This window comes from Vibrio paracholerae (assembly GCF_037672085.1).
Taxonomy (GTDB): Bacteria; Pseudomonadota; Gammaproteobacteria; order Enterobacterales; family Vibrionaceae; genus Vibrio; species Vibrio cholerae.
Map to the genome: position 1 here is coordinate 2,178,928 of NZ_JBBHLM010000002.1, position 23,311 is coordinate 2,202,238.

Annotated in this window: 20 protein-coding genes and 1 other RNA gene; 15 read left to right on the forward strand and 6 right to left on the reverse strand. The window is 45.4% G+C overall.

Features of this window, described 5'->3' with window-relative positions; all coding sequences use genetic code 11:
• Positions 1–9 precede the first annotated feature (9 nt).
• The 3 genes from nadK (at position 10) to bamE (ending at position 3,206) form a co-directional block, all read left to right on the forward strand.
• Positions 10–894 carry an NAD(+) kinase gene (gene nadK, locus R4537_RS15025; RefSeq protein WP_000742830.1) on the forward strand — a complete coding sequence of 295 codons (885 nt, stop codon included), beginning with the start codon at positions 10–12 and terminating at the stop codon, positions 892–894.
• A 129-nt stretch (positions 895–1,023) separates the two neighbouring features.
• Complete coding sequence (gene recN / locus R4537_RS15030) at positions 1,024–2,688, forward strand: DNA repair protein RecN (RefSeq protein ID WP_000879550.1); 1,665 nt, start codon at positions 1,024–1,026, stop codon at positions 2,686–2,688.
• 158 nt (positions 2,689–2,846) lie between these two features.
• The gene (gene bamE / locus R4537_RS15035) at positions 2,847–3,206 is read left to right on the forward strand and encodes an outer membrane protein assembly factor BamE (RefSeq protein ID WP_001160908.1); all 360 of its coding nucleotides are present in this window, start codon (positions 2,847–2,849) and stop codon (positions 3,204–3,206) included.
• A 76-nt stretch (positions 3,207–3,282) separates the two neighbouring features.
• Here bamE and R4537_RS15040 read toward each other — a convergent pair whose 3' ends face one another.
• Together R4537_RS15040 and R4537_RS15045 are read right to left on the reverse strand one after the other, a co-directional pair.
• On the reverse strand, positions 3,283–3,588 hold the full coding sequence (locus R4537_RS15040) for an RnfH family protein (protein ID WP_001924829.1): 306 nt from the start codon (positions 3,586–3,588) through the stop codon (positions 3,283–3,285).
• 2 nt (positions 3,589–3,590) lie between these two features.
• Entirely contained in the window at positions 3,591–4,025 is a 435-nt protein-coding gene (locus R4537_RS15045) for an SRPBCC family protein (RefSeq protein WP_000815880.1), read from the reverse strand.
• Positions 4,026–4,208: 183 nt separating this feature from the next.
• Between R4537_RS15045 and smpB the strand changes: the two genes are divergently transcribed.
• Together smpB and ssrA are read left to right on the forward strand one after the other, a co-directional pair.
• Positions 4,209–4,694, forward strand: coding sequence for an SsrA-binding protein SmpB (gene smpB, locus R4537_RS15050; RefSeq protein ID WP_000162689.1), 486 nt, complete (start codon positions 4,209–4,211; stop codon positions 4,692–4,694).
• A 68-nt stretch (positions 4,695–4,762) separates the two neighbouring features.
• Positions 4,763–5,129, forward strand: a transfer-messenger RNA (tmRNA) gene (ssrA, locus tag R4537_RS15055).
• Positions 5,130–5,368: 239 nt separating this feature from the next.
• On the opposite strand, the gene R4537_RS15060 is transcribed toward ssrA, so the two are convergent.
• Positions 5,369–6,739 (reverse strand): Fic family protein, encoded by a 1,371-nt coding sequence (locus tag R4537_RS15060; protein WP_071179645.1) that lies wholly within the window; start codon positions 6,737–6,739, stop codon positions 5,369–5,371.
• A gap of 369 nt (positions 6,740–7,108) precedes the next feature.
• On the opposite strand from R4537_RS15060, the gene R4537_RS15065 reads away from it, so the two are divergent.
• The 5 genes from R4537_RS15065 (at position 7,109) to R4537_RS15085 (ending at position 13,920) form a co-directional block, all read left to right on the forward strand.
• Positions 7,109–8,470, forward strand: a complete 1,362-nt coding sequence (locus tag R4537_RS15065; protein ID WP_071179644.1) for a type II toxin-antitoxin system HipA family toxin — start codon at positions 7,109–7,111, stop codon at positions 8,468–8,470.
• The gene (locus R4537_RS15070) at positions 8,467–8,934 is read left to right on the forward strand and encodes a helix-turn-helix transcriptional regulator (protein ID WP_071179670.1); all 468 of its coding nucleotides are present in this window, start codon (positions 8,467–8,469) and stop codon (positions 8,932–8,934) included. Before R4537_RS15065 ends, R4537_RS15070 begins: the two co-directional genes overlap by 4 nt.
• A 427-nt stretch (positions 8,935–9,361) precedes the next feature.
• Positions 9,362–9,940, forward strand: coding sequence for a class I SAM-dependent methyltransferase (locus tag R4537_RS15075; protein WP_019830049.1), 579 nt, complete (start codon positions 9,362–9,364; stop codon positions 9,938–9,940).
• A 10-nt stretch (positions 9,941–9,950) separates the two neighbouring features.
• On the forward strand, positions 9,951–12,899 hold the full coding sequence (locus R4537_RS15080; protein ID WP_071179643.1) for a DEAD/DEAH box helicase family protein: 2,949 nt from the start codon (positions 9,951–9,953) through the stop codon (positions 12,897–12,899).
• Between the two features lie 70 nt (positions 12,900–12,969).
• Positions 12,970–13,920: a nuclease-related domain-containing protein gene (locus R4537_RS15085; protein WP_071179642.1), complete on the forward strand. Its 951-nt coding sequence runs from the start codon at positions 12,970–12,972 to the stop codon at positions 13,918–13,920.
• Positions 13,921–14,008: 88 nt separating this feature from the next.
• Here the strand turns inward: R4537_RS15085 and R4537_RS15090 are convergent, their stop codons facing one another.
• On the reverse strand, positions 14,009–14,518 hold the full coding sequence (locus R4537_RS15090; protein WP_001077909.1) for a hypothetical protein: 510 nt from the start codon (positions 14,516–14,518) through the stop codon (positions 14,009–14,011).
• A 197-nt stretch (positions 14,519–14,715) separates the two neighbouring features.
• Entirely contained in the window at positions 14,716–16,395 is a 1,680-nt protein-coding gene (locus tag R4537_RS15095; protein ID WP_071179641.1) for an SWIM zinc finger family protein, read from the reverse strand.
• Between the two features lie 221 nt (positions 16,396–16,616).
• Here R4537_RS15095 and R4537_RS15100 point away from each other — a divergent pair, with 221 nt between their 5' ends.
• Positions 16,617–17,300 carry a VC0807 family protein gene (locus tag R4537_RS15100; protein ID WP_071179639.1) on the forward strand — a complete coding sequence of 228 codons (684 nt, stop codon included), beginning with the start codon at positions 16,617–16,619 and terminating at the stop codon, positions 17,298–17,300.
• A 76-nt stretch (positions 17,301–17,376) separates the two neighbouring features.
• Here R4537_RS15100 and R4537_RS15105 read toward each other — a convergent pair whose 3' ends face one another.
• Entirely contained in the window at positions 17,377–18,039 is a 663-nt protein-coding gene (locus R4537_RS15105) for an HAD family hydrolase (RefSeq protein ID WP_071179638.1), read from the reverse strand.
• 163 nt (positions 18,040–18,202) lie between these two features.
• Between R4537_RS15105 and R4537_RS15110 the strand changes: the two genes are divergently transcribed.
• The 4 genes from R4537_RS15110 (at position 18,203) to R4537_RS15125 (ending at position 23,306) form a co-directional block, all read left to right on the forward strand.
• On the forward strand, positions 18,203–19,096 hold the full coding sequence (locus tag R4537_RS15110; protein ID WP_000040824.1) for a LysR substrate-binding domain-containing protein: 894 nt from the start codon (positions 18,203–18,205) through the stop codon (positions 19,094–19,096).
• A gap of 259 nt (positions 19,097–19,355) precedes the next feature.
• On the forward strand, positions 19,356–20,375 hold the full coding sequence (locus tag R4537_RS15115; RefSeq protein ID WP_000107491.1) for a putative 2-aminoethylphosphonate ABC transporter substrate-binding protein: 1,020 nt from the start codon (positions 19,356–19,358) through the stop codon (positions 20,373–20,375).
• A 134-nt stretch (positions 20,376–20,509) separates the two neighbouring features.
• The gene (locus tag R4537_RS15120; RefSeq protein WP_071179637.1) at positions 20,510–21,571 is read left to right on the forward strand and encodes a putative 2-aminoethylphosphonate ABC transporter ATP-binding protein; all 1,062 of its coding nucleotides are present in this window, start codon (positions 20,510–20,512) and stop codon (positions 21,569–21,571) included.
• A 19-nt stretch (positions 21,572–21,590) separates the two neighbouring features.
• Positions 21,591–23,306 (forward strand): putative 2-aminoethylphosphonate ABC transporter permease subunit, encoded by a 1,716-nt coding sequence (locus R4537_RS15125; RefSeq protein ID WP_071179636.1) that lies wholly within the window; start codon positions 21,591–21,593, stop codon positions 23,304–23,306.
• Positions 23,307–23,311 lie beyond the last annotated feature (5 nt).

Genomic DNA, 23,311 nt, shown 5'->3' on the forward strand with positions numbered 1-23,311 from the left:
GGAAACCTTATGAAAAAGCCGTTCAACGTTCTTGCCATCATTGGAAAACCGCGCGATCAACAAGCCATTCAAACTCATAAAGAGATTTATCACTGGCTAAGATCGCTCGGATATACCGTGTTTATCGATGATCGTTTACGGGAAATTCTGACCGATTTACCCACCGAACATTTTGCAAGCCTGATTGAACTGGGCAAAAAAGCCGATTTAGCGATTGTGGTCGGTGGCGATGGCAACATGCTTGGTGCTGCGCGCGTGTTGTCCCGCTTTGATATCAGTGTGATCGGGGTTAATCGTGGCAATTTAGGCTTTTTGACCGATTTAAACCCAGAAGATTTCCAACAGCGCTTACAAGAAGTGTTGGATGGTCACTATTTGCAAGAAACTCGCTTTTTGCTTGAAGCGGAAATCCATCGCCACGGGCAAGTGAAAAGCCATAATGCCGCCTTGAATGAAGCCGTGCTTCATCCAGGAAAAATAGCGCATATGATTGAATTTGAAGTCTATATTGATGATAACTTCGCTTTCTCTCAGCGCTCCGATGGGTTAATTGTCTCAACCCCAACCGGCTCAACTGCTTATTCGCTTTCCGGCGGAGGCCCGATCCTCTCACCAAGCCTGAATGCCATTACTTTAGTGCCTATGTTTCCGCATACCCTCTCCTGCCGCCCATTAGTGGTGGGCGGAAATCAACGCATTAAACTGGTGGTTTCCCCTGAAAATCGCGGCACTCAAGAAGTGAGCTGTGATGGACAAGTCTCATTACCTGTGTCGCCTGGTGATGAAATCCACATCTATCAAAGCCCTAATGTGCTGAAACTGATCCACCCTCAAGACTACAGTTACTACCACGTATTGCGCACTAAGCTTGGCTGGTCGAGCAAACTGTTTTGATTTCGTTCACAGATTTTGCTCATAGAGCGTAAAAGTGACCAAAAAATTTTACCTGAGTGACTTTACTGTATAAAGAAACAGTATAAACTGTTTAAACATACAGTATTGGTTAATCATACAGGTGCAAACATGCTGGCTCACTTAAGTATCAATAACTTCGCTATCGTAAAGTCACTACAACTCGAATTATCAAAAGGAATGACCACCATCACAGGTGAAACTGGTGCTGGTAAATCCATTGCGATTGATGCTTTAGGTTTATGCCTTGGTGGTCGAGCCGAAGCCAGCATGGTGCGTCAAGGTGAAGATAAAACCGAAGTCAGCGCAGCCTTTCATCTGGATAACAATCTGCTCGCCAGCCGTTGGTTAGAAGATAATGAACTGCTTGAAGGCAAAGAGTGCATTTTGCGCCGAATCATCACCAAAGATGGTCGCTCTAAAGCCTTTATTAATGGCAGCCCAGTTCCGCTTTCTCAGCTCAAAACATTGGGGCAACTACTGATCAATGTGCATGGTCAACACGCACATCAGCAACTGATGAAACCGGAATATCAACTCAGCATGCTTGATCAATACGCAGGTCATGCAGACTTGCTCAAAGCCACGCGTCACGCCTATCAAAATTGGCGTCAAGCGAGCAATCAGCTCAAACAGCTGCGCGAAAATAGCCAACAAAATCAGGCACAGTTACAACTTTTGGAATACCAAATCAAAGAGCTCAACGAATTGGCTCTCGGTGAGGATGAGTTTGTCGAGCTAGAACAAGAGCACAAACGCTTAGCCAATAGCGGCGATCTGGCACTCAACTGCCAACGCGCGATTGAACTGCTCAATGAAGGGGAAGAAGTAAACGCCTTAGGCCTTTTACAAAGTGTTAGCCATACGCTGATTGATCTGGCTGAAATGGATAGCAAACTGACAGCGCTCCCTTCTATGGTGGCCGAGGCGCTGATCCAACTTGAAGAGACTTACCATGAACTACGCAACTACTTAGATTCGATTGATGTCGACCCAGAACGCATGGCGTATGTGGAAGAGCGCTACTCCAAAGTCATGTCGCTCGCGCGTAAACATCATGTACTGCCAGAAGAGCTGTATCAGCATCACCAAGCACTCTTGCAGCAAATTGCTCAGTTGGATTGTTCTGACGAGAAAATGTCAGCACTCGCGAGTGAAGTCGACGTGCTCTACCAAACCTTTGTTGCGGCCGCTGACAAACTGCACAAATCTCGTGTTCGCTATGCCAAAGAATTGGATAAATTGATTAGCCAAAGCATGCATGAGCTGAGCATGGAAAAAGCGCAATTCAAAATCGAAGTGCTGCAAGACAGCGCGCACTCATCGCCATTAGGTTTTGATGCCGTGACTTTCTTAGTCTCGACGAACCCGGGTCAACCATTGCAACCCATCGCTAAAGTGGCCTCTGGTGGTGAGCTGTCGCGTATGTCGCTCGCAATCCAAGTGATTACTGCGCAGAAAGTCGATACTCCAAGCCTGATTTTCGATGAAGTTGACGTGGGTATTTCAGGGCCAACAGCAGCCGTAGTTGGCAAACTATTGCGCAAATTGGGTGAATCAACTCAAGTACTGTGTGTCACCCACTTACCGCAAGTGGCAGGCTGCGGACACCATCAACTGTTTGTCGCCAAACAGACCAAAGCAGGCAAAACCGAAACACAAATGCTCAAACTGGATCAAGAACAGCGCATTGCTGAACTTGCACGCTTGCTCGGAGGCAGCCAAATTACCGAATCCACGCTCGCGAATGCTAAAGAGCTATTAATCGCAGCCTAATTTCATATCGCATCACTGGATTTTTTGTTCAGCTTTGCAACCAAACTCAAAATTCACAGTCTCAATAGGCTCAGAGCACGATCGAGGTTTTTACATCTGCTCTGAGCTTGTTTATTATCAGCCAAGTTTTTAGCCCTGAGGGACAGAGAGTTTTAACAATGCAGTTTACTAAGTGGTTCATCGCCCTTCCCCTTGCCGTCACCGCCTTATCGGGCTGCTCTTTATTAGAGCGCTTGGTGTATCGAATCGATATCAATCAGGGTAACTATGTTGATCAACAATCCGTAGATCAGCTCAAGTTTGGCATGAGCAAAGATCAAGTTCGTTTTGTTCTCGGCTCACCTATGTTGGTTGAAAATGGCTACCCAGATACTTGGTATTACATTTATCACCATACCCAAGGCCATAACGATCCGGTACAAAAGAACCTGATCGTAAAATTTAACGATGGTGGCAAACTCGTGAATGTCTCGGGAGATTTCCCAACTGGTGATGCTTTCTTCGAAAGCGTTAACTAAGCGCACTTTGCCGAGTAAAAAAAGAAAAGGCTTTCACAAGCCTTTTCTTTTTGGTGTTTGTTCTTCAGCCGTCACATTAACTTTGACTAGAGGCAGCTTTGGCTTGCTCCGCACGTTTACGGCGAATCTCTTTCGGGTCAGCCAATAGTGGGCGATAAATCTCAATCCGATCTTTATCTCGCACCTTAGCATCCAACTTCACATTCCGGCTGAAAATACCCACTTTATTGACCGTCAGATCAATCTCAGGATACATCTGCAAAATGCCTGAGGTACGGATGATCTCTTCCACCGTTGCCGATTTCTCAACCACCAGCTTGAGTACACGTTGCTCATGCGGTAGCGCATACACCACTTCAACATGAATCATTTCACTGCTCATCATCACTCTCCATACACCTGTTTTGCTCGGCGAGTAAACGCATTCACCATATTGCTGGTCAATTCATTAAAAATTTTGCCAAACGCCAACTCAATCATCTTGCTGGAAAACTCAAACTCCAAACGCAGCTCAACTTTACACGCGGCTTCATCCAACGGAGTGAAAAACCATCCACCGCGCAGCGTTTTAAAAGGCCCATCCACCAAGCTCATGGCAATCGACACCCCGGGCGTCAATTGATTCGAGGTGGTAAACGTCTTACTGATCCCCGCTTTTGAAACATCCACCGATGCCACCATATGTGCCTCACTCTGCTCCAGAACACGAGACCCCGAACAACCGGGCAAAAACTCAGGATAGCGCGCCACATCATTGACCAAATGAAACATCTGCTCTGCACTAAACGAGACCAAGGCAGAACGACTCACTTGTTTCATTTTCACTCCTTACCACGACTCAAACAGCTTGGGAAAACGGATTGTACTTTCATCCCCCGAGCACCTCAAGCCATCAGGCTCGCACAACACAATACAGCGCTTGAGTCATCGCGCAGATAACCGTATGCTACGGCAAACAAAAGCGTTTCCTAACCGCTGACCAAACCGTATAATGCGCCCACTATGACAAAAAAGAAAACCAATACCAAAGCGGGTAGCAACACTATCGCGCTGAACAAAAAAGCTCGCCACGAATACTTCATCGAAGATGAATTTGAAGCTGGCATGGAGCTACAAGGCTGGGAAGTCAAATCACTTCGCCAAGGTAAAGCCAACATTGCAGAAAGCTACGTCTACATCAAAGATGGCGAGGCGTTCATTTCCGGTATGACCATCATTCCGTTGCAGCAAGCCTCCACTCACGTGGTAGCCAACCCTACCCGTATCCGCAAGCTGCTACTTTCACGCCGCGAGCTGGACAACCTGTTTGGCCGCATCAACCGTGAAGGGATGACACTAACCGCATTGTCACTCTACTGGTCTCGTTCGTGGGTCAAAATCAAAATTGGCGTTGCGAAAGGTAAGAAACTGCACGATAAACGTGAAGATCTGAAAGAAAAAGAGTGGCAACGCCAAAAAGATCGAGTGATGAAGAGCGCGTTGCGCTAATAGTAACCACTTGAAAAATGGGAGCTAGACAGAAGCACGTATTCTGGTACTATGCACCCGTTACCTCTGGGGCTGATTCAGGATTCGACGGGAATTTTGCAGTCTGAGGTGCATGCCGAGGTGCGGTAGGCCTCGTTAACAAACCGCAAAAAAATAGTCGCAAACGACGAAAACTACGCACTAGCAGCTTAATACCCTGCTCAGAGCCCTTCCTCCCTAGCTTCCGCTTGTAAGACGGGGAAATCAGGAAGGTCAAACCAAATCAAGCTGGCGTGGATTCCCCCACCTGAGGGATGAAGCGCGAGATCTAATTCAGGTTAGCCATTCGTTAGCGTGTCGGTTCGCAGGCGGTGGTGAAATTAAAGATCGACTAAGCATGTAGTACCAAAGATGAATGGTTTTCGGACGGGGGTTCAACTCCCCCCAGCTCCACCAAATCATAGTTTAAAGACGTCTCCGGACGTCTTTTTTCTTATATCAAACAATCAAAAATCAACAACTTAGCATTCATAGCTATTCCACATGATTCCATAGCAGCTTTGATTTTTAGGAACCAATGTAGGAACCTTAGTTTTGTGTTCCTAATTTATGGTTCCTAAACATGCCGAGACAGACAAATCAGCTATCCGCTACGGAAGTCAAAAACGCTAAGGCAAAAGAGAAAGAGTATTACCTCACGCTAAAAAATATTCCGTAGATTTACCAATCTTCTCAGACGAGAGAATCCCTGCCGAGACCATATCATCCAATTTTTGCTTGGCGCTGTTATAGCTAATACCTAGCAGACTCTCGACTTCCCTAGCAGTGACCGTTGGCATTTTGCGGTAACGGGGCTCACCAGAGACAAAACCAACGATCTTCCTCTCGATATCCTCTAAGCCAGAATAACTCTCTTCTAGCGCCTGCATTCGTTGTACAGCTCGTTGATAAACTGCAACAAATTCATCAATAGCGCGGCCGATCACCTTGAGCTGATGTTTAATGAAGTAAGTCAGATCTAAGTTGTCGTGCTCCGTATCTAGGTAGCTAACACCATATTGAATTGGAGCTTTCTTGAGCAATGCTGATATCGCGATATATCGGAAGCCGGTATAGCCGGATTTGAACATATACCAGTAGAACAGGGCCCTAGCGACTCTTCCGTTACCATCTCGAAACGGGTGGACATAACCGATAACAAAATGAAGTGTGATAGCTTGGATAACCGGATGAACACCACTGTCATTGGAATTGAGCCACTTCACAACGCGGGTTAGTAGCCTATCAATGCTATTGTGATTGGGTGGTTGGTGAACAATCTCACCTTCTGCATCGACAACCGCAACATCATCCGTTGTCCTAAACGCGCCAGACGTGTATTTTTCTTGCTCTAATGTTTTCGTACCGATGCTGTGCAAATCTCTGATCAGCTCAATGCTAAACGGCTCATCCCTAAGATCCCAGGCACTTTTCATTAGGTCAAAGTTACCAAAAATCATCCGCTCATCGTCAGTGCGAGGCTTTCTTTTTTTTCGGATCATCTCTTTGGCTAGGATGGTCGTCGTCGCTGCACCTTCTAATTGACTGCTCGATATCGCCTCATCATCCACTAGATTATTCGCTAAGTGCTCAAAGTGTGCCCGCTCGCCAATTTGCTCTAAGATACCCAACATTGCACTGTGCGTGGTGTAGCGATCAATCTGCGACAGCACACGACCAAATTCATGCAAATTATTGAATCGGCAATGTTGTGTATAGTCAGATGAGTTCAACAGAGCTTGGATCACTTGCTCAGGCAAGTCGGGAGGCAAAGGTTTATCTTCTAAGGGAGTGAGATTGATTAACGTACTGTCTCGAGACAGACGAGTTAGCCACCAGCAATATTTGACGTCTAAGCCAGACTTCACCCTACGCCTAAACTCGTTGAATGAATGGTACTCGTCAGTAAATGGGACGATGTAATCGGTATAGTCATTTGGATCTAGCCCCTGGCTGCCAATCTCAAACAAAACGTCTCCGATTGTGCTAAATGGGCATGCTGGTGGGGACAAATACTTACCTGACATTACTTTCATCTCAAAAACTAACGATTATGAGACCAGATTAATCAATGTTGCGTTCCTTGGCTAGTTTTTTACCAGTAACGCTTCAAGATCTGCAAGATGACGAGAAAAACACTGAAAATAGGCAAGCGTTTGTTTTTAGGAACAACCTGCATCACTGAACAAACAATTAACGCCCCGCTCCCTATCGCAGCTTTACATAGCTAAAACAATCCGTCTTGCTCATCAACAAATTTTGACTTACAACCCATGAGTAATAATTTACTCATAAATAGTATCCACACACATTAACGAGTAATTCTTTACTCACAAATTGAAAAAAAATGGCTTTAAGAGTAAAGTTTTACTCATTGATAAGTAGAGGCGTTGTCGATGGATGAGCTAACCGTACAAGCTTTTATCAGAGGTGAATGGATAGATATTGGTATCATCTCATTCCCTAAAAGTAGCCAACATAATTTCCGAGTGACTGAACTCAACTACCTCAGCGACTATGCGCTAGAACATTACGATAAAGATGACTTTCACGCTGTTTCACTAAACCACCCTGTCTCATTCTTTTTTGATGACATGGGTAAGCCTGGATGGTTAAAGTTTCTAGACGATATTATGCCTAGTGGCGCTAGTAGACGATACTGGGTCAAACACCTAGATATTGAAGATCTTAGTTCTGATGAACAAGACTATGTTTTGCTCAAATTTGGCACGATGTCGCCTATTGGTAACTTAAGAATAAAAGACTCCCTTCCTGAACGCTACGAAGTCGCAGACAACCTCTACTTCTCTGTTGATGATGTTAAAAATCGAGCTGGTGATTTCCTCGACTACGCACAGCAAAGAGGGGCAGCCGCAGGTGGTGCAACTGGGGCTGGAGGTGAAGCGCCAAAACTGATCCTCCGATGTGGTTTCGATCATGGATCTGGCAGCGAAAAAATATGGATTGATCCATACCAAGATGACAATAGCAACCACGACTTACATTACTTAGTAAAGTACCCTAGAGGCTCAAGAAGCACCATCGACTGTAATATTCTAAGAGCTGAGTTCTACTTCTACCACGAGCTCACTGAAATGGGAGTTGAAACGATCTCCACCGACGGTATGCGCTTGGAGGAAGGATTAAACTACCCTTCCTTATGGCTTCCTCGATTTGATGTTCAAATTATTGATCAACAAATAGAGCGATTTGGCATGGAATCAGTGTATTCCATTTTGAACAAAGGCGCTGGAGTCACTCTTGATCACGAAACAACAATCCGAACTCTCATAGAAAAAATTACTGAAAGTAATATGGTTAAACACCAAGGGTATAGGTTTGATACCCAAGCTTTCGTTATTGAATGGGTGAAGAGAGATCTACTCAACATCTTGTTTGGTAATAGTGATAACCATGGCAGAAATACTTCATTCTTAAAGGGTGATGGAGTCATAAAGCTTGCTCCCATTTACGATTTCGCACCAATGAAAGCTGATCCTGCAGGAATTCCAAGAACAACAAAATGGAAAGCCCCACTAGAGGTTGGCGGAACTTACGACTTTGTCGGCATTGCAGACACCTTATCTGATCTGGTGCCAAAGGAAATGTTATTAAAAGAGCTAGCAATTACTGCAAGTAAATGCGTAGGCCTAAAGCAGAGACTCGCTTTACGAGGAGTACCAGAACAAATCTTGGAGATGCCGGCCGTTGGACTTAATTATTTATCAGAAAAGCTCACTAAATGGGGGCTACTATGAAGCCAAGCAATAAAGAGTCCGTACAAGATACGGTAGCTCGTCTAAGAGCAAACCGAAATCAACAGCAGCCCAAGATTGGGAAGAATGCAACTCATTCGATCAAAGAGCAAACACCACTCGATACTCCAACGAGATCGAAAGCCTCAAAAAACGCCAAAGCAGTAAGTGCAGCAGAGCGCAAAACCGAAGCAAACAAAATCATCAAACACTTATTGCTTGGAGAGCTAACACAGGGCCAAGCGCTGAAAAGTCTACGCATTAATATACTGGGACTCAAACAGGATGTATTCGCAAGACTTGTCGATGTCTCAAGAAAAACACTCTCAGACATAGAGAATGATCGGGGCAGCTACAATACAGAGATTCTCAACAAGGTATTCAAACCATTTAGCTTAAAAATCGGGCTGCTGCCTTCTTCTCCCGATGCGTTAAAATCGCTCTTAATGGATGGTGAGGATGGGTAAATTGCTCAGCATCAGCTCTATTTATTTAGATTGAATTGCTATAACAAGCTAGCATTTTTAAATGATTTAGGAATACATGGACGCGGGTTCAGTTGCTTTTGGGCTCCTAATTTATGGTTCCTAAACATGCCGTGACAGACAAAACCGCTATCCACTACAAAAGTCAAAATGCTGAGGTAAAAGCGAATTAACTCGTAGACGCTCAAGAATTGAAACCACCGATGCTCCCTACTATTTAAACCATGATGTCATCTTCTAACTGACCCTGACTTGCCCAAAGCCGCTTGAGCTTACGAGGAGAGCATCTTGAACCAACAAGCCGTACATCCTCGATTTCACAAAGTAGCTCACAGTTACATTGCAACTCATTGAGCAATGAGGATGAGGAAGTTACACTCTGCATCCAATTCAGGAGGAGCTCACGCCAATGTCTGTAGAATTTTACAATCAAAACGCACAGCAGTTTTTCTCTTCCACTGTCGAAGTCGATTCCACTTCCCTACTTGACCAGTTTGTACCTTACTTACCTCAAGGTGGATTAGTGTTAGATGCAGGATGCGGCTCAGGACGAGATAGTAAACGATTTCTAGATATGGGCTATCAGATCGATGCTTTTGATGCCAGTGCACCTTTAGCGGCTTTAGCTGAAGAACTACTCAACCAATCTGTCACTGTGACTACCTTCGAGAACTTTACCTCTAGTAAACGCTATGACGGAATTTGGGCTTGTGCTTCCCTACTGCATGTCACGAGAGAATCGTTACCGGAGACGTTTGCTCACTTAGCAAAAATGCTCAAGTGTGGCGGTGCTTTTTACTGCTCATTTAAATATGGTCAGGACGAGGTAGAGAGAGATGGGCGTCGCTTCACCAACTGTAATGAAGCCCTTTTAAATCAATTGCTCACCTCTTCACCTCTGGCCATCGACAAGCTTTGGGTCACACAAGATCTCAGAGCAGGGCGTGAACATGAACAATGGCTCAATGCCATATTAATTAAGCGTTAAGTGATGTGTGATGAGTGATAGACAAAGTTTTCTGTATTCAGGTCATAAGCTCTCTTCTGGTGGTGCAAACGATCCGCTCCTACCAAGACTTGTCCAAGCCATTAATCACGCGACTGAAATTGAAATTTCAGTCTCATTCATTCAGCCATCCGGTCTGGATTTACTGTTTGATCCTCTGTTTGATGCTGTGCAAAGTGGTGCTCAGGTAAAACTCCTAACATCAGATTATCTCTCGATTACTCATCCTGTTGCGCTGCGACGCCTAATGTTGCTAACAGAACGCGGCGCTCAGTGTCGTGTATTTGAATGTGGTCAGCACAGCTTTCATATGAAATCGTACATTTTTGTCCGCTGTGAACAGGGAGAAATACTTGAAGGTTGCGCTTGGATTGGTTCCAACAACATCAGCAAAACAGCGTTATTAGACAGCCATGAATGGGCTCTACGTCACGACTTTGAACCACCTGAAACCAGTGCTGCTGCCCTTGAGTTTCTCCATATTCGTCAACAGTTTGCTGCCATTTTCACCCACAACCAGAGTCAGCCATTAAGCCATCAATGGATTGATAATTACCTCTGCCGTTATCAACAAACACAGCAGCAGCGTACCATTGCTCAGTTGGTCACAGAAGATGAACAAGAAACCATCGACGTTCCAACACCAAACTCAATCCAAATTGAAGCTTTAGCCGCACTGGATGCCACTCGACAACAAGGTTATTCAAGGGGGTTAGTGGTGCTTGCGACAGGCATGGGAAAAACTTGGTTATCCGCCTTTGATGTGATGCAAATGCAAGCGAAAAACGTGTTGTTTGTTGCCCATCGTGAAGAGATCCTGCTGCAAGCAGAAAAAACCTTTAGCCAGTTGCTCCCCCATGCCAAAACTGGTCTCTACAACGGTTCGATACAAGATGATCAAGCAACGCTATTGTTTGCCTCTGTCGCAACCTTAGGTAAGCAAAATCACCTACAACGTTTTGCCGTTGATCACTTTGATTACCTAATAGTGGATGAGTTTCATCATGCCGCGGCAAGAAGCTATCGTCAGTTGCTTGCCTATTTTCAGCCTAAATTTCTCCTCGGTTTAACGGCGACACCGGAGCGTTCTGATCAAGCTGATATTCTCTCTTTATGTGATGATAACTTAGTCTTCGAACGCAATTTAGTGCATGGCATTGATGATGAGATTCTCACACCGTTTGATTATCACGGTATCTACGATCAAGCGGTAAATTACCAAGAGATTCCGTGGCGTAACGGTAAGTTTGATCCTAATACGCTTGATAATAAACTGGCTACATCACGACGCGCTGAACATGTCTATCGTGAATGGCAAGCTAAAAAACAAACGCGAACCTTAGCCTTTTGTGTCTCGAAAAAACACGCGGATTTTATGGCGCAGTATTTTGTCGCCAAAGGCATTCATGCCGTTGCTGTGTACAGTGATTCAGCCGTAAGGCGTAATCAAGCGCTGCAATGGCTAGACCAAGGTAAAATTGAGATTATTTTCTCGGTCGACCTGTTTAATGAAGGCACCGATCTCCCCTCGATTGATACGATTTTAATGGCTCGCCCAACCGAATCAAAAATTCTCTTTCTACAGCAATTAGGTCGCGGCTTACGCCTTTCTCCCATTACCAACAAACGCAAACTTGTCGTGCTGGATTTTATTGGTAATCACGATTCATTTTTAAACCGCCCAGCAACCTTATTTAATGTCAAAACACTCCGAGAAGTGATAGGGAAATTACAAACTAACGCGCCACTTGCCAAAGGTTGTCATGTTAATTTTGATATTGAGCTGATCAACTTTTGGCAACGTTTAGCCAAACGGCTACGCAATAATGTGCAAGATGATTATCAACAATTAGCGCATCAATTAGCTCATCGCCCAACCGCCAGTGAATTTTTCCATCATGGCTACCCGATGAAGAAAGTTCGCCAGCAAGCCATAAGCTGGTTTCATCTAGTCGCCAGCCAAGAAAATGATCCACACCTCAGCGAACTCGTCAGCCATTATGGTGATTTTCTCCTCCATGGCATTGAAAACACAGCGATGAGCAAATCGTTTAAAGCGATCTTGCTCGAAGCCTTACTGGAACTTGATGGTCTGCGCCAGCCACCAACACTCAGCGCGTTAGCCGAGCGAAGCCATCATGTGTTGTCACGTCGTCCACAGTTAATGGCGCAAGAGCTCACCGAAAGTGCCAAGCAGTTTCAAGCCAGCGATCAAGGCTGGTTAAAATATTGGCTAGCGAATCCGATCAACGCTTTTACCAAGCCCAATAATAAATCGGCTCCTTGGTTTACAATTAACGATCAAAAATTTGTCGCTACCTTCGCGATAAAAGATCAGCATATCGAGTTATTACACGATGCCATGCAAGAATTGGTTGATTTACGCTTGGCTGAATATGCCAAGCGACCACAGCAACAACAGCCATCGAATCAGCCAGACATTGAACACTCACCTTCAGCCCAAGTGCTGGAGTTTGCCAAACAAAGTGATCCGCAAGGGACGATGCTGCCTTTTTACCCTGAACTGAAAATTGCTTGCGGCCATTTTAAACGCGGCTCTCATGAAGCGGTTCAATATCACTGTGTTGCCGATGGCTATGGCAAGTTAGACCCTACTCGCCATTTTGTTGCCCCCGCGGCGGGAAACTCTATGAATGGCGGCAAAAATCCGATTCAAGACGGGGATCTGTTATTACTTGAATGGGTGACACCAAGCAGTGCTGGATCTATATCAAATCTCACCATGGCTATAGAAACTCAAGATGAAACGGGGGATAACCAGTACTTACTGCGGGTAGTACGTAAAATCGCACCGAACCAGTATGAACTACAAGCACAAAATCCAAGTTATCCAAATATGCCAGCAAGCGATGCTATGAAAACGTTCGCACGATTAAAAGCAGTGATAAAAAATAATAGTCAGCAATCACAGACTCGATGACGATGAATAAGGCATAATTCAAATATATAAATTTTAAATAACAATACGTAAATAAAAAGGCTAGGTAGTTATGATAGTAAAAGAAAAAACACATATTAAAACTAGTAATTTCAAACAAGACTTAGGCAATCAAGTAGAAAATGATGTAGCATTCTATTTGAGACGTCATTTTTCCGAAAATGAGAGTATCTTCATTTATAATGATTTACGTATTGAGCATAAAGGTGAAATCGCACAAATAGACCACCTTGTTGTTTATAAAAAAGGATTTGTTATTATTGAATCAAAATCCATCAAGGGTACTGTTCAAATTAACAAACAGCTAGAATGGCAAAGAACGGTTCGTGGAAAATGGGTCGGCATGCCATCTCCTATAACCCAAGCAGAAATGCAAACCAAACTATTGAAAGCATTATTAAATGATAATGCAGAACAGTTACTAGAAAAGATATTAATGCTTCAAGGCTATTTTGGCGGCCGATGTTGGGACACTCTGTGCGCGGCTTCGAATGATGCAATCATCGATAGAGACAACATCCCATCAAAAATATCACCAATGATTATTAAATCAGAACAAATTGCTAATCGAGTGGAAGAAATAATAGCTAGTAGATCGAGTATCTTAAAGCCAAATCCAACATTTAGTGATAATGAGCTTCAAAATATTAAAAACTTCTTAATTGAAGCACACAAGAACCCGTTAATCGAAGATAAAAAATTCACTAATAAGATCAATAAACCAGATAACATTACCCATCAAATAGAAACAAAAATAAACATCTCAAATCCTTGGTTTGTATGTAAGGAGTGTTCGAGTAACAATACCTCACCAAAATATGGTAAATTTGGATATTATGTCACCTGTAAAGATTGTAATAAGAACACATCAATGAACTTAGCTTGCATAAAATGTGGGAATAGAAAAACCCATGTATCAAAAGATAAAAACACTTATACTGTAAGTTGTGAATGTGGTCATAAAGTAGAGTATGAATATCAATCATTAGAAAAAACAGCATAGTGTATATTTCATGATTGATATAAAATAGTGCCCTGCTTAATCAACAGGGCATGGCCTATTATGTTGATATTATTTAGTATAGTTCACACTAGAAAGCCAACAAAAACAATATTAACAAAGAAAGAAAACCAGCACAGACACTAATTATTAGATAGATATACTTGGAAATAAATGTATTCTCTCTTGCGTTTTGAGGTTCATTTAATGGAACACGCAAAACAACTTTCTCTCCTAGTTTCTTACCAACAATACGATGTAAAGTAGCATCGTAAGTTACTAATAATGATTGAGTGTAAACCTGACCATTCCAAGTATATTCAACCTGAGGATTGAGAAATTTTTTCTTTCTAAAACGCTCCTCGATATTTCTATTGTATTTAACAGTTACTTCAAATCCGACCACGACACCGGTTGTGATTCCATATTGGTTATTGCGCTCTTTTATGAATTGTTTAATTGCACCCATTCCAGAGAGCGCAAGAGCTATTACAAACCATCCACCAATAATGAATCCACCTTGTTGTTCAAAAGTCAAAGCTGAAATGATGGCGGTAGGAATTGAGAGTAAAAAGAGGAAGAACCCATGTGCTCTATTCATATTCAATCATCTAGAAAAATATAATGCCGAACTTGATATTTATTTTTTTATACCCTTCCTACTTGAAGCTGCAGCTGTGTTGGCTAGGCTCGTTCACCCCAATCACATAGTTTGCCTATGCTCATGGGGATTTACTTACTTGCCGCCTACCTGCAACTCCAAGTTTTTTGGGTATAATAGCAACCAGAAGAGAACCACTAAACCTGCTTTGGATAGTGCTTTTTCAATAAGTTATGCATATTTCGCTTACGTTTGTAGGCTTCTGCCAGAGCGGTGATTTCGAGATAAAAATCGGCCAACACGGTGGGATTTTTGGCTAATAAACGCTCGATACGTTGTAGATGGTGAATCGCATCTTGATAACCTTGGTTGCTGGTTTGTTCAATTGAGGCGCGCGCCACGCGAAGGTAGTACTGCAACGAGAGCTGAGGTTGGTTGGCAATAATGTGATCGGCCAATCTGAGTAGTACCTGAGTTTCGGTGGGTCGATTGGCTACCCAATCACAGGCTTTTTGCCATGCTTGCTGCTCGATATAAAATTCCACCACATCACTACTGTTGCGGCTGATAAATCCTCGTGCATCAGCGGGTTGATAGCAGGCGATCAAACTCTGTTCGATACGCGCTAAAAACTCCGCATCTTCAATTTGGTGTGTGGCTTTAAACGCGCTCAGCTTTTGGTAACTATCAAAAGAGGGATTCTCAGTGAAAAGTCGGTTCGCCAACTGCCACGCTTGAGTCATTTGCCCCAAGCTGAGGTAGAGGTTGACTTGCAACTGCTCGCACTGCTGCTTTTCATAAGGGGTCGCGTGCTTTTTGGCTTTAGCTAACCAGAATTCCGCTTGATGTGGCTCTTGATGCTCAAGGTAGAGCTGCACTATGTCCAGAAAATCGTCGCAGCGCCACGCAATTTTTTGCTTGATGGCGATAACTTCATGCCAATCCGTTGCCATGGCCAGTAGTGGTGCGGCCCACGTGTTGAGATCCCACGCGTTTTCACGGTTAAGTGGTGTGTTCTCAATGGCTTTGCGACACAAGTGTAAAAATGTTGGGTTGCTCTGCCAAACGATCGCGAAGTCGGTTTCAATTGAGGGATACACATCAAACTCATGGTGGGTCATGCGCTCAAACATCCACTGCGCTTTCTCTTCCTCACTCCACTCCAATCGGTTCAAAATCATCGGCATCTGAACATTGATCAGCGCTTCGACTCCAGAACGTTCACCGTTGGAGTCATCAATCTGCTCTAACACGCTGTTCAAACGGGTGACAGTGTGCTGGATCAGTTTCCACTGCTGATCGGTTGCAAGTTGCATCGCAACATCAAATACCCAGTCGAGCTGCTCTTCGGCCTGTGCAAAGTAATCGCTCACGTCACCCCAATCCCAAAGCTGTTTACGAGGGAGCGCTTGGGTAATTTTTTTCTTCAGCTCGTTATAACTGAGGCTCTGATCTTTGGGGTGTTCTTTCGCCAGTAAGGCTTGCCAAACCGACTTATCTCGCTCGAGATAATCAAGTAGCATCTCGAGCCTCGCCTCTTCGCTTAATGTGCTTAGATAACGGCGGATCTGCTCACGTTCACCGTCTTCATTCTGTGCTTGCTGATCGAGTAAGCAGAGGGCAACGGCCACGGCGTGTTTGCATACCGCTTGATAGTCCGTCGCAGGGCAAGTGCAGCGGCTAGAGGAAACTTGACCGCCAGTAAGTTGCACGCGATAAAGTTGAGAGCCTTTCACTTCAGCGTTCACGGTATGCCCAGTGATGGTGAGCTTGCGTACTGCGCCACTTTTCGCGAGTTGTGCGCCTTTGAGTAGTGAACTCTGTTCGCACTGTTCAAACAGCGCTGAAATATCTAAAAACGAGGAGTGGCTAGGCATGGGCAGTTCCATTTCAAAGTTGGTGGCTTTCTGGAGTAGAGATAGCTCAAGATGAATTGCACTTTGCCTATCGAATCCCGATGGATCAAGTCACTCTATGCAATTTTTAGCTTTACTGCCCAACACCTGCTTACAATTAACCCAACCAGCCGCTACTAAGGGGCTTGAGTCAAACCGCTTCATTCGTATACTGAGCGCTCAATCACTAGGAAGTTGTTTGTATGAAATCCAACCAAAGCTTACTCAGTAATGTTCTGATCAACATTGTTATCCCAGTGGTGATTTTGAGCAAAATGAGCGGTGAAGATAACCTTGGCCCAACGTGGGCATTGGTGGCCGCGTTAGCCTTTCCCCTGCTGTTTGGGGTGTACAGCTTTATTCAAGAGCGCAAAGTCAATTTTTACTCGGCGCTGGGCATGATTAGCGTGTTGCTCACCGGTGGCATTGGCTTGCTGCAACTCGACCCTGCTTATATAGCCATTAAAGAAGCGGCGATTCCGGGGCTGATCTTTGTGATCGTTATTGTGAGTAACCTGATTGGTTATCCGCTAGTGCGTAAAATGCTGCTCAATGAAGATATTGTCGATCACGACAAGCTGCACAGCGCGTTAAGCACGCCAGAGAAGAAGGCGGAGTTTGAGCGTCGGGTGAATGTCAGCTCTTATCTGATTGCGTTCTCGTTTTTTGTTTCAGCCGTGCTCAACTATGGCTTGGCAAAGTGGATTGTGAAAAGCCCTGCGGGTACGGAAGCCTTTAACGAAGAGATCGGTAAGATGACGGCGCTGAGCTTTCCGGTGATTTCACTGCCGGTGACGATTTTGATGATGGGCGCGCTGTTCTATCTGTTTAGAAGCCTTTCCAGCATCACAGGTCATAAGATGGAAGATTTTCTGCGCAGCAAGTAATCGCTTCGCATCGAACCATCAAGATCAACAAAGGGCTCAACTGAGCCCTTTGGTTTTATTCCCCAAAATACTGGAATTAGCAATCAGGCGCAAAGTGTAACACTGGCCAATCGCGCTGCTCGGCAATATTACTGAGTTGCTGATTGGGGTTGGTGGCGAACGCCTGATCAGCAAACTCAAACATAGCCAAATCGTTGTGAGAATCGCTGTAAGCGTAAATGCGGCTCGGGGTAAAAGCTTGCTCATCTAACCATTGTTGAATCGCATTCACTTTTCCTTCACGGTAAGTCAGTGGCTGAATGGCTTTACCCGTAATATTCCCTTGCTCTGTGACAATACCAATACCAATGGCCGCATCAATTTGCAGTAGTGCTTGCCAAGGTTTAACCAAGAAATCTTCGCTGGCAGAAACAATAATCACACGTCGTCCCTGTTGTTGATGTTCTTGAATCAACTGCTTGGCTTTTGGATACAGTTGGCTGAGTAAATGCTGCTCCACAAACTGCTGCGCCAGTTGCGAGATGTGCGCATAGGATTGGCCAACCAAAGGAGAGAGCGTGAGATCCAAGTACTGGTTCATATCCAGCACACCTTGGTCATACTCTTGCATCATACGCTGATGCTGAACCTGTAGTGCAGGCTCTGCCAACCAACCTAACTGGTACATATGCTGCCACCACTGGGCTGAGCTATCGGTGGCAATTAAAGTGTGGTCTAAATCAAATAAGGCCAGTTCCATCTTTTTTCCTAACAAGTCAATTCGGCGCTATTTTGCCACTCTCCCCCTTCACTATGCAGCCAGTTTTTCTCGCGCTAAGCCCTAAATTTACTAATGCCGTCACGCACTGGTCATATTTCACTCTTAAGGTATCGAGAAGTCAGATTTCGCATAGAGAATGAATATGAGTAAGTTACCGCCACTGAATGCGCTACGAGCATTTGAAGCTTCGGCTCGTTTAGGCAGCTTTACTAAAGCGGCTGATGAGCTGAATGTGACTCAGGCGGCCATAAGCCAACAAGTCAAGATATTAGAGCACCATCTGCGCACTGAACTCTTTGTGCGTGAAGCGAAAGGCATTCGCTTAACCGAGGCAGGGCAAAGCTATCAACCTGTGATTAGCCAGTCCTTCCACACTCTTCGTCTCGGCACCGAAGAGCTATTTGGTGAGCGAGGCAAAAATACCTTATCGATTCGTGTCTCTAACTCGTTTGCGGAGCACTTTTTAGCCCCGCGTTTGGCAAGCTTTTTACAAGATTACCCACGATTTCGAGTGCGCTTATACACCTCACCATGGATTCCCGCAGATCATTTAGCTCATGCCGATATCGAAATTTACAACGGTTATGGCGATTGGGATGGCCTACATGTTGAGCGTTTAACACATGAGTGCTGGCAAGTGGTCTGTAGCCCGCAAGCCATACTGAAACATGGCCCTGTGACGGATGCCGAGCAGTTGCTCAATTGGCCAAGAGCTTCTGTGATTGGTTACCGCGAAACTTGGCTGCAGTGGTTTCATCAACAAGGTGTCAAGCCAATCCCTACTTCGGCTTGTCTGGAATTTGACACGACCACCGTTGCCTTACGAGCCATCAAGCAAAGTGATTTTGCTCTGTTAACTCGCAGCTTTGTGGCAGCTGAACCACTACGACATGGTGAACTGGTATTGGCTCACCCTGCCACCATGTCGACCAGTGGTGGACACTATATGGGATGGCGCAAAGGTGATCAGCGTCCCAAGGTGTTGGCGTTTTGTGATTGGATCCGTAGAGAAATCGCTAAGCAACAACATGCTTAACTTCTTTTATTGGAGTAGACATAAGAATATCTAAGCCTTTTCCTTGAATCACGTAACGGTTTCGTCATCTAACCCGCTTAATTTAGTCATTAATCCAATCACTCACGACACGCTTCCCGAGGATTTGAGCTGGTAGATGCAGACTTGATTCAGATACAGCGCAGCTTCAACTGAGCGTTAAACACGCGCTTTAATGGGCCAGTAGGCAATTTGTCATCTCAGGTTAAAGGGAAATTTACTTTTTCAATAGGAATGAACCATGTCAACACGAAAACTTTTCAGCAACGGACTGCTGGCTTTGGCCGCGAGCATTTCTTTCACCCTGCATGCCACAGAATTAACGGTGTACACCGCCATCGAATCTGATGACTTAACTAAGTATGCAGAGCGCTTTAATGCCGATCATCCTGAGATTAAGATCAACTGGGTTCGTGACTCAACAGGCGTCATTACTGCCCGTCTATTGGCAGAAAAAAATAACCCTAGAGCGGATGTAGTATGGGGATTGGCAGCCACCAGCCTGATGCTGCTTAAAGATGAGAACATGCTCTACCCTTACTCGCCTAAGGGCGTTGAAAAGCTCTCTAGCAAATTTAAAGATAGCTCTGAGCCAACCCACTGGGTGGGCATGGATGCTTGGATGGCGGCGATTTGCTTTAACACCGTTGAAGCAGCCAAACACAATTTACCTATGCCAACTTCATGGCAAGATTTAACCAAACCTATCTATAAAGGGCATATCGTGATGCCGAACCCTGCCTCCTCTGGCACTGGGTATCTGGATGTTTCCTCTTGGTTACAGCTATTTGGTGAGCAAGAAGGCTGGGCTTATATGGATAAGCTACACGCGAACATCAAAAACTACACCCACTCTGGATCTCGTCCATGCGTCCATGCCGCCACCGGAGAGACTGCAATCGGCATCTCGTTTGCCTTCCGCGGCGCACGTGAGAAACAGCGTGGCGCACCTCTTGAGTTGGTTTTCCCAAGTGAAGGTTTAGGCTGGGATATGGAATCAACCGCGATTGTCTCTGGCAGTAAGAATCTTGAGGCGGCCAAAACTTTGATGGATTGGTCAATCAGCCAAAAAGCGATGGAAATGTACAACGAAGGCTATGCGATTGTCGCTATGCCGGGCGTTGCTAAACCTGTGCAGTATTTCCCTGAAAATGCGGAAGCGCTATTGATCGACAACGATTTCCAGTACGCCGCAGCCAATCGTGAGCGCATTTTGCGTGAATGGGAACGCCGTTACGACGGTAAATCAGACGCCAAGTAGGCAGCACATCTCTGCGCCATGCTTGCCAATGTCGCCACTGAATGTGGCGACAGTGCAAATCAATGTGATGGCGGAGAGGAATTAAGGCAAGTCACCTGTGGCTTGCTGATTTAAGAGTAGTTGGAATACGTATTATGCGATGTCAGGGTAGTCAATTAGTCATTCGAAACGTCAATAAATGGTTTGCAGAAACGCAAGTGCTCAAAGATATTCAGTTAACTGTACAACCGGGCGAATTGGTCTGTTTTTTAGGCCCTTCCGGCTGTGGTAAAACCACCTTGCTGCGGATCATTGCGGGTTTGGAACAACAAAATAGTGGAACCTTGCTCCAAGGTCAGCAAGACATTAGCGCTTTGCCGGTTAAAGAGCGGGATTTTGGGATTGTATTTCAGTCCTACGCGCTTTTTCCTAATATGAGCCTATTTGACAATATTGCTTTTGGTTTACGCTGCCAAGCAGCTAGCCGTGACACCATTCAGCAACGTGTCGATGAACTGCTTGCCTTAGTTGAACTCAGTCAACATGCCGACAAATTCCCTGCGCAAATCTCAGGTGGACAGCAGCAGCGAGTAGCATTAGCGCGTGCTCTCGCGCCGGCACCGGGTTTACTACTGCTTGATGAACCTCTCTCAGCATTGGATGCCAAAGTGCGTTCACACCTACGCCAAGAGATCCGTAGCCTGCAAAAACGTTTAGGCGTCACCACCATTATGGTGACTCATGATCAGGAGGAAGCCTTAACTATGGCCGATCGCATCGTGGTGATGAACCATGGCGTGATCGAACAAGTGGGCACACCGCAAGAGATCTATAACCATCCGCGCACCGCTTTCGTGGCTAATTTTATCGGTCAGATGAACTTTATTGATGCCCAACACAGCAGCGTGATTTATCAACTTGATGCGGTGCAACAACACTTAGCGAATAAGCCAGCCAGCAACACTCAGGTGACTCGAATTGCCTTTCGACCAGAGCACGTCACTGTGGTGGCAGAACGACAGGGGCAACTCAAAGCTCAAGTGACTAATATCGAGTTTATGGGGGCTTTCTTACGCTGTAATTTAAGCCTACTCGATAGCCAAGAAACCTTATGTGCCGATGTCACCTTAGGTTTAGCGCACACCTTGCAATTAGATCATGGCAGTATCGTGGGCGTATGCCTTGCTGCAGAAAAGCTGCACTGTTTTGCAGCCTAAACAGCGATAAGGAAGAAATATGCTCTCAAATCGACTCTCATTATCCAAACGCACCCGAATCTTAGGAATTAACGGGGACTATCGGGAGCAGCAGTGGCTCAACTTACTACTGACAGTAGGTTTGCTGTTTTTGCTGATCACGCTGCTTGGCCCACTGTATGCACTGTTTAGCCGTAGCTTAATGAATCCCCAAGGCGAGTTTGTCGGGCTGAGTAACTTTTCAGCCTACATCGCATCAGGAGGTATCACCCATGCTGCGCTCAACTCTCTGTTTATCGCCTCTATCAGCACAGTATTAGTGATCCTACTGAGCTTTATGGCTGCTTATGCCTTAACCCGCACCCGCTTACCAGGCAGCCAATGGATTCGCTTGATTTTAACTATCCCGATTTTAGCGCCCTCACTACTACCCGCGATAAGCTTGATTTATCTATTTGGTAATCAAGGGATTGCTAAATCTATGCTATTGGGTCATACCATCTATGGTCCGGTTGGGATCATTCTTGGTTCCGTTTTTTGGACGTTTCCCCATGCATTGATGATCTTGTGTACCGCACTAGCCCACGCCGATGCGCGCCAATATGAAGCCGCAGAAAGTTTAAAATCTTCCCCTTGGCGAACCTTTTGGTCAGTGACGATCCCTTCCGCGCGTTACGGTTTGGTGAGTGCCAGCTTCGTCGTCTTTACCTTAGTCATCACCGACTTTGGAGTTCCTAAGATCATCGGTGGTCAGTTTAACGTGCTGGCAACTGACATCTACAAACAAGTGATTGGTCAACAAAGATTTGAGATGGGTGCAGTGGTTGGGGTGATTTTACTGCTGCCCGCTTTGCTCGCCTTCGCCGCCGATCTCTGGGTGCGGAAAAAACAGGTCGCGAACCTCAATGCACGTTCAGTACCTTATCAAGCGCCGCGCTCTTGGCAACGCTCACTGTTTGGTGTGGCTTGTATCGCCCCGAGCACTTTATTTATTCTGGCGATTTTAGTCATGGCCATTTTCGCCTCTCTGTTTACTTATTGGCCGTATAATCTGCAGTTAACGCTCGCTAACTATCAATTTACGCGCTTTGATTCAAATGGTTGGCAACCTTACCGCAACTCACTGTTAATGGCTTTGGCGACCATGCTGATCGGCACTGTCGTGATCTTTTTTAATGCTTGGCTGCAAGAGCGTACCTCACCACCACCATGGTTAACGAAAGCGTACCAACTGGTCGCGCTACTTCCTATGGCCGTACCCGGCCTCGTCTTAGGCATTGCCTACATCTTCTTTTTCAACCACCCATCTAACCCGTTACAAGCCTTTTACGGCGGGCTGATGATCATGGTGTTATCGAGCGTGGTGCACTTCTACTCGGTCGCGCATTTAACCGCAGTCACCGCCCTCAAGCAGTTGGATCGTGAATTTGAAGCAGTAGGCGACTCTTTAAAATCGAGCCGGCTCAATTTATTTCAGCGCCTGATCTTACCGCTCTCTTTACCGGCGATTCTCGACATCGCGCTCTACCTGTTCGTCAACGCGATGACCACAGTTTCTGCCGTGGTGTTCTTGTATGGGCCACACTCACGCCTTGCATCTGTCGTGGTCATGAGTATGGAAGAAGCCGGAGGAACGGCACCTGCGGCAGCGATGGCCTTGGTCATTTTTGCCACGTGTGTAGCCGCCAAGGCATTGCATGCGTTATTACACTATTGGCTGACCTTCTCGACAAGTCGCTGGCGTCAGCGCACTTAGCAAAA